This window comes from Gilliamella sp. X-57, assembly GCF_057063565.1.
The window spans coordinates 1-5,448 of the sequence record NZ_JBXSQI010000041.1; the positions used below are offsets into that span (position 1 = coordinate 1).

Consider the following 5,448-nt stretch of genomic DNA (forward strand, 5'->3'; position numbering starts at 1 on the left):
ACCAAGTGGTCGGATTCGCGTTTAATCGCCGTCGCTTCGTCTGATTGTTGTTGCTGGTGTAGTCTTTCTTTGGCTTCTGTTGGATTGATAAACTCATTTAATAGCAACCTCACAATTGAGGGGAGTTCTTGCTCTATTTTGCTAACCAAGTTTAAATCTCGCTCTTTTTCAGGGATGACCTCGCCGAAGTGAAAGATAACTCTACGCCGTGATATACCGCCGTTACGCTCGTTAAATCTCATTGCCTCGTTATTGATAACCAAGACTACCGCAGGGATTTTACAAGAATAGGGTTGCTTGTGTTTTGGGTCTATTGCGACTTCATCACCGCCAGTAATTGCTTTTAATCCTGCGCCACTCCCCATATAACGCGGTTGGTCGGGTAATATGACTAATGAGTAACCCACGATTAAGGCTCTGTCTCTTGCCTTTTCTAATGCGTCCATAGTGCCTATTACAGTATTGTTTTTACCTGATAACATCGTCGCAATTTCAGCAAAAACACTTTTACCGCTACCGCCTGCGCCTGTAACCTCTAAGAATAATTGCCAGTCATGACGATTAGCCAATATCATATATAGCGCAGCTAAGATATTTTTAGCCTTATCTTGATTGCCTGATGCTCTTTTTAGCCATTTAGCGAAGTTTGGCGCGTGAGTATCAAAAGATTCATTTTCTTTGGCAGGGTAGTAATCAATATCATTACTGACTAATAGCCAATCTTGCTTATTGTGAGGTCTAAAGGTTTGGTTTTTTAGCTCATATACGCCATTTTTAAAGCAGATTAAATCTTTCTGAGGTGTTCCCATTATAGGCAGTGATAACCTGAGCGATTCAACCGCTGAGCTAATTCGCATAGGGTTAAATGGCTCGCCTGATTGAGTGAATAAATCGGCTAGCGTTCGCATTAACAGTTTATCGCTTATAGGTTGCCATGCGTTATCTTGATAGTGATAGATTTCATCGGTAGTAAGATTAATCGCAAGGTTATTATCATAATATTGATTGAGCAGTTCGGCGCGTTGGCTTGATGCCATTTGCGATAGGTTCATGCTTGATAACTCGTTTTGCATGTTAAGTTTTGTCACGGTTGGTAACTCTGGTTTTATGAGGTTTTTATTAAAATGAGCCGAAGCGTTATCACTTCCAAATTGTTGTCTATAATCATCCCAATCACATTTATAATCTGTATCAGGTACTGAGTAATAACCATCTACCGCTTGAGACGCTTCTATTGCTTTAGCTAAGCCCGTATTCGGGCTTTGACCAATATCGTTATCACCTGCGATAATGATTTTAACGGTAGAATTTAGTTCACGAATAGACTTAGCTACATGAATAAGATTGCCTGCGTCAATGGCGGATATAACAATAGCCTGATGGCGGAATTCCGCTATCGATATCCCTGTGGCTAAACCCTCACAGATAATAATTTCATTATGTGCGAGCAAATTTGCGCACACCTCGGCAGGTCTGCTCAATATTGAGCGCACTAATATAAAAGCACTTTTCTTATTTGAGCCTTTCATTAAGTGCTTACTGCCGTCAGGTTCGATAAATTGACCACCTGCGTATTCATTATGAAGATTCAGCATGGGCACAAAAATGCGCCCGTTATCTAACAAGGGTAAATCAAAGGTTAACCCTTTCTTGGTCAGGTATTGAGATTGCCCTAATGTTGCTTTAGATAGCAAATACTCGACCTTTTTACATACGGGATTATCTGGTATGTTATCATTATGTAATTGTTCAGAATCTATTTTTCTAAATACGAGATTTTCCCGTATTTTGTTATTCTGATTAGACAGATTTAAACACTCCGCTACTTTATTTGATGCTTCTTTAGCGTCACATTGACAATAGTTTTTGATAAGCTCTAAGCCGTCACCACTACCGCATTGGTTACAGATATAAGTACCTCTACCATTTTGATTATCAAATCTAAATCTATCCTTACCTCCACAGACAGGGCAGGGGCAATGCTTGCCATTACCCACTTCAATACCTAATGATTGAAAGATATAATCCCATTTACCTACGGCTTGGGCTGTAATTTCATTGATTTTCATTACATCCCCCTTAATGAATTATCGCGTTAGATTCAGCTTTGATATCTTCGGCTAAATCAATAAATAACGTTGCAAGTATTTCTTGCCCGAATTGCGTTAGTGCCATAGGTTTATCGTCACTTTCGGCGTACATCTTTTTTAATAGTCCATAGGTACGATTTAACCCCTCACTTTCGCCAAAGTCTTCAATCAAGCATTCTTCAAGACTAACTTTTAATCCTAAAACAATTAAATCTTTATCAATATCAATCTTGATATCCTCATGAATAAACACCTTGGCACCGTTTTTATTAATCTGCTCAATTAAAAATAAACCTGCGATAATCGCCATGGTAGAATCAACGATACTATGATGAATTGCTGTTACTTCTTGCTGATTATCCATGATTTACCCCCTTAATTTGTGTCATGTATCGCCTAACTTCGGGCGGTAGTCGCTTGGTGACATCGGCGAGTAAATCAGAGATTTCATCCTTGCCAAAAGAAAGTAGCGCTACATATTTGCCATTTTTAAGCCTTAATGCGGTAATAGTGCCGTCATCGTTATGGACAAAATCAAACTCTTTCATTCTTTGCCTCCTTGCGCTCGGTTTCGCTTCTAAATAGCTTTTTAGAATCGTTAATTAAGTCTGATACAGCATCAAGGGCATAGGAGCGTAATTCTTCGTTAATTGGCGTGTTTGAATTAGCCATTATTCTTATCCTCCATTAACCCGTACCCTTGTAACTCATCAAAAGCTTGCTCTACTAAATCAACGATAACCCACAGTAAATTACTCATGTCGGCTTGTTCGATAAAAGGCTTGTCATATCCTGCGCACTTATAATTAGTGTTATCCAAAGCGATTTTAGCCATGCTCCGAACTTGAATAAGTTTTGTTTCGATGTTATTTAATATCTGAAAGTTATTATTGCCCATAGTGATAACCTCCAAAGCTTCTAGCTCTTTCAATGACTGGATATAAGCGAATTCTGGCAATAAAGATAAGGGATGATTTGCCTAGGCTCTTGCGTGCTTGGCGTTCGGTTGTTGCCGTTATTTGGACTACTTGAGCCATTGATAGGTCATAGAATTTAAATAGTTTGGTTTCACGATTACCCTTTTCTTGATGATTCGTTTTCAACATACTATTTACCTCCCTTATGGTTTTGCGTAGCATCAAGTAGGTTAATTTGATTTGAAGCGAAACAAGCGACATCCCTTAATTGTGCTAGTAAATAGCCAATATCGCGCATATCACTTTTAAGGTTCTGCTAGGAATAACTCTCATTTTCACTAGCCCAAAACATCAGGTTACCAATCGCACCTATTCCATATAGAATAGATTGCTGTAGTTCTTCAAAATGATTTTCAGCTTGTAGTAAATGGTGTGTTGGAATATCTGCTTGATAGAGATTTAAAACAGAAATTAAATTAGATAGGTCAGGTTGCCCATTTTTAGGGCGTAGGGTATCATTACTATTAGCCATAGCATTACTCCGTTTAATGTTTGTGGTTAGATAGCTCATTGAGGTGTGAACTCTTTGGGCTATTGTTTTTTGGGGCGCGACCATTATAATGGTCGTTACCATGTAATTATAATAATATTGGGTAATTACCATGTCAACACCAAAAGAAAAAAGATCACCACAATACCAAATGCGATTAACCGAAGAATTTCGGCAACAGTTAGAAGAAGAAGCTATGAAAGATGGCGATACTAGCTTAGCTACTTGGATTAAAAGAGTTTTAAGAAAAGAATTACAATCACGAGGAATCATACCTAAAGCATAATAATTAAGTTTCTTGTGGCTTCTTTTTATGGACTCAAGAAACCTACTTTTAAAATTCAACCCCATGCAATGATTAGTACGCATTAAAAAAAAGGTTTTCACTGCGTACTTAGTGCGTACTTTTACACTTGTTTCCACTGAAATAGGCTTTTTTGACTGAAAACTAGAATTATTGCCAACCAAGAAGAATTCTTTCACCTTTTGTATGGCGTTAATCCCGTCAAAATAGCAATATAAGCGATTATTTAGGGCTTGGGTATATTGCCCTATTGCTAGGGTGTTAAATGGGTGTGTAGTCATCATAATTAAGCCACCTGTGCCATATGACGGATTAAATAAGCATGAGATAACTTTATTAGCTCGGATTTTCTCTGATGATAGTCGTAACCAATATGGATTAATGTTATATTTGCGTTCTCAAGGTATGCGATATGGTTTAATTCAAATTCGTTTAGGTGGTCACGAATATTACCAGTAAGATTATTGGCTTTCTTGTATTTGCTTGATGTAGTACCTAATACGATGCGGTTAATCATATCGAATTCATTAGTAAATACGGTGTTATTTGCGCTTTTCCCCAGTGCTTTACGTTGCTCTGTTAAAGCGTCACACATAGGACGGCTATAATCTGCGACTTTTAAACGTGCTTTTAATCGATTAAGCGCTTTCTTTTGGATTGCTGGAGCGATTTCTTTAAGGTGTTCTTCACAACGTATAAAGTACTTTCTTATTGCTCGTCCTTTCTCGTTGTTTTCAATCATCGCCAATTCTTTAGCGGTTCCGATTGTGAGAATGTAATCTTTTTCTGGTCTACCGCGTCGGGTATTTTTCGCCAAATTTGGCGTTAATTCATTAGGGAGGGATATCCCCCCATTGGGGAAGTACTGCTCATTATTTGCACTTTGATTCACCAAAATGGGGGAATCAAAGATGAAAAAATCATCATTTAAAGTAAAGCCGTATTGCTCAATTCTTCCTTTTATCCAATTAGAAAAGTCTCGACCAACACCAAGAAAACGATGTAATTGTTTTGCACTAACTGTTTGCTGTAATTTACCGTTTAATTGCGTTTCTGTTACTGGTACTAAATTATTAAAATCTGTCATAAGTATTACTCCTAACGTGTCGAAAAATCCCTCTTTTAGCTAAATTTAGGCAAAGGGATGCCGTCGGCTCAAAAATGAGCTTTGCTATAAAATCAATTAATTAAGCTGCTTTGCTTGGATAAAGTTCTAAAATTTGGCTGATATCCGATTCAGTTAATAAGCTATTTTCATAACTAAGAATCAGATTAACCACCTTTTGAGCATCTTCCTTATTGGCTAGGTAATAGCGATAGTGTGAGCCTATTCCGTCAGTATTAGGTTCATCCATGCGCTTTAATGTGATGCCTAACTTTCTTTCTAGTTCTGAACAGTAATTTCTACCGCTAGAAAGCCTACAGGTGCGCAATATCTCATTTTCGGTAATACCATTGTCACCAGTACACGCAATTAATAGGTAAGCTCTCGGCTTTTTGGGTAGCTTTTTATAATCAGATTGGCTATGATTGGAAGCGTCAAGATTCCAATGCAAGCCCTCGATTATTTCGCGATATAGAGGGTTT

The 5,448-nt window shown here is 38.0% G+C and carries 10 protein-coding genes; 1 reads left to right on the forward strand and 9 read right to left on the reverse strand.

Features of this window, described 5'->3' with window-relative positions; genetic code table 11:
* The 7 genes from ACYIAL_RS12430 to ACYIAL_RS12460 form a co-directional block, all read right to left on the reverse strand.
* Positions 1–2,069 (reverse strand): primase-helicase zinc-binding domain-containing protein (locus ACYIAL_RS12430; protein ID WP_483751859.1); only part of this gene is annotated, 2,069 nt, incomplete at its 3' end.
* Positions 2,070–2,079: 10 nt separating this feature from the next.
* Positions 2,080–2,454, reverse strand: a complete 375-nt coding sequence (locus ACYIAL_RS12435; RefSeq protein WP_483751860.1) for a hypothetical protein — start codon at positions 2,452–2,454, stop codon at positions 2,080–2,082.
* Complete coding sequence (locus ACYIAL_RS12440) at positions 2,447–2,638, reverse strand: hypothetical protein (RefSeq protein ID WP_174796658.1); 192 nt, start codon at positions 2,636–2,638, stop codon at positions 2,447–2,449. The genes ACYIAL_RS12435 and ACYIAL_RS12440 overlap by 8 nt, the downstream gene beginning before the upstream one ends.
* Positions 2,625–2,762, reverse strand: coding sequence for a hypothetical protein (locus ACYIAL_RS12445; RefSeq protein WP_483751861.1), 138 nt, complete (start codon positions 2,760–2,762; stop codon positions 2,625–2,627). Before ACYIAL_RS12445 ends, ACYIAL_RS12440 begins: the two co-directional genes overlap by 14 nt.
* Positions 2,755–2,988, reverse strand: coding sequence for a hypothetical protein (locus ACYIAL_RS12450; RefSeq protein WP_483751862.1), 234 nt, complete (start codon positions 2,986–2,988; stop codon positions 2,755–2,757). The genes ACYIAL_RS12445 and ACYIAL_RS12450 overlap by 8 nt, the downstream gene beginning before the upstream one ends.
* Positions 2,978–3,196, reverse strand: coding sequence for a host cell division inhibitor Icd-like protein (locus ACYIAL_RS12455; protein ID WP_160430763.1), 219 nt, complete (start codon positions 3,194–3,196; stop codon positions 2,978–2,980). The genes ACYIAL_RS12450 and ACYIAL_RS12455 overlap by 11 nt, the downstream gene beginning before the upstream one ends.
* Before the next feature lie 127 nt (positions 3,197–3,323).
* Positions 3,324–3,539, reverse strand: coding sequence for a hypothetical protein (locus tag ACYIAL_RS12460; protein ID WP_483751863.1), 216 nt, complete (start codon positions 3,537–3,539; stop codon positions 3,324–3,326).
* Between the two features lie 130 nt (positions 3,540–3,669).
* On the opposite strand from ACYIAL_RS12460, the gene ACYIAL_RS12465 reads away from it, so the two are divergent.
* Positions 3,670–3,843 (forward strand): hypothetical protein, encoded by a 174-nt coding sequence (locus ACYIAL_RS12465; RefSeq protein WP_176700243.1) that lies wholly within the window; start codon positions 3,670–3,672, stop codon positions 3,841–3,843.
* A gap of 304 nt (positions 3,844–4,147) precedes the next feature.
* Here ACYIAL_RS12465 and ACYIAL_RS12470 read toward each other — a convergent pair whose 3' ends face one another.
* Positions 4,148–4,948, reverse strand: coding sequence for an antA/AntB antirepressor family protein (locus tag ACYIAL_RS12470; RefSeq protein WP_483751864.1), 801 nt, complete (start codon positions 4,946–4,948; stop codon positions 4,148–4,150).
* Between the two features lie 100 nt (positions 4,949–5,048).
* Positions 5,049–5,417, reverse strand: coding sequence for a hypothetical protein (locus tag ACYIAL_RS12475; RefSeq protein ID WP_483751865.1), 369 nt, complete (start codon positions 5,415–5,417; stop codon positions 5,049–5,051).
* Positions 5,418–5,448: the final 31 nt, after the last annotated feature.

Excerpts from the sequence above, each read along its gene's own strand:
- ACYIAL_RS12435 (WP_483751860.1), bottom strand. The coding sequence starts at position 2,454 with ATGGATAATCAGCAAGAAGTAACAGCAATTCATCATAGTATCGTTGAT.
- ACYIAL_RS12440 (WP_174796658.1), bottom strand. The coding sequence starts at position 2,638 with ATGAAAGAGTTTGATTTTGTCCATAACGATGACGGCACTATTACCGCA.
- ACYIAL_RS12445 (WP_483751861.1), bottom strand. The coding sequence starts at position 2,762 with ATGGCTAATTCAAACACGCCAATTAACGAAGAATTACGCTCCTATGCC.
- ACYIAL_RS12450 (WP_483751862.1), bottom strand. The coding sequence starts at position 2,988 with ATGGGCAATAATAACTTTCAGATATTAAATAACATCGAAACAAAACTT.
- ACYIAL_RS12455 (WP_160430763.1), bottom strand. The coding sequence starts at position 3,196 with ATGTTGAAAACGAATCATCAAGAAAAGGGTAATCGTGAAACCAAACTA.
- ACYIAL_RS12460 (WP_483751863.1), bottom strand. The coding sequence starts at position 3,539 with ATGGCTAATAGTAATGATACCCTACGCCCTAAAAATGGGCAACCTGAC.
- ACYIAL_RS12465 (WP_176700243.1), top strand. The coding sequence starts at position 3,670 with ATGTCAACACCAAAAGAAAAAAGATCACCACAATACCAAATGCGATTA.
- ACYIAL_RS12470 (WP_483751864.1), bottom strand. The coding sequence starts at position 4,948 with ATGACAGATTTTAATAATTTAGTACCAGTAACAGAAACGCAATTAAAC.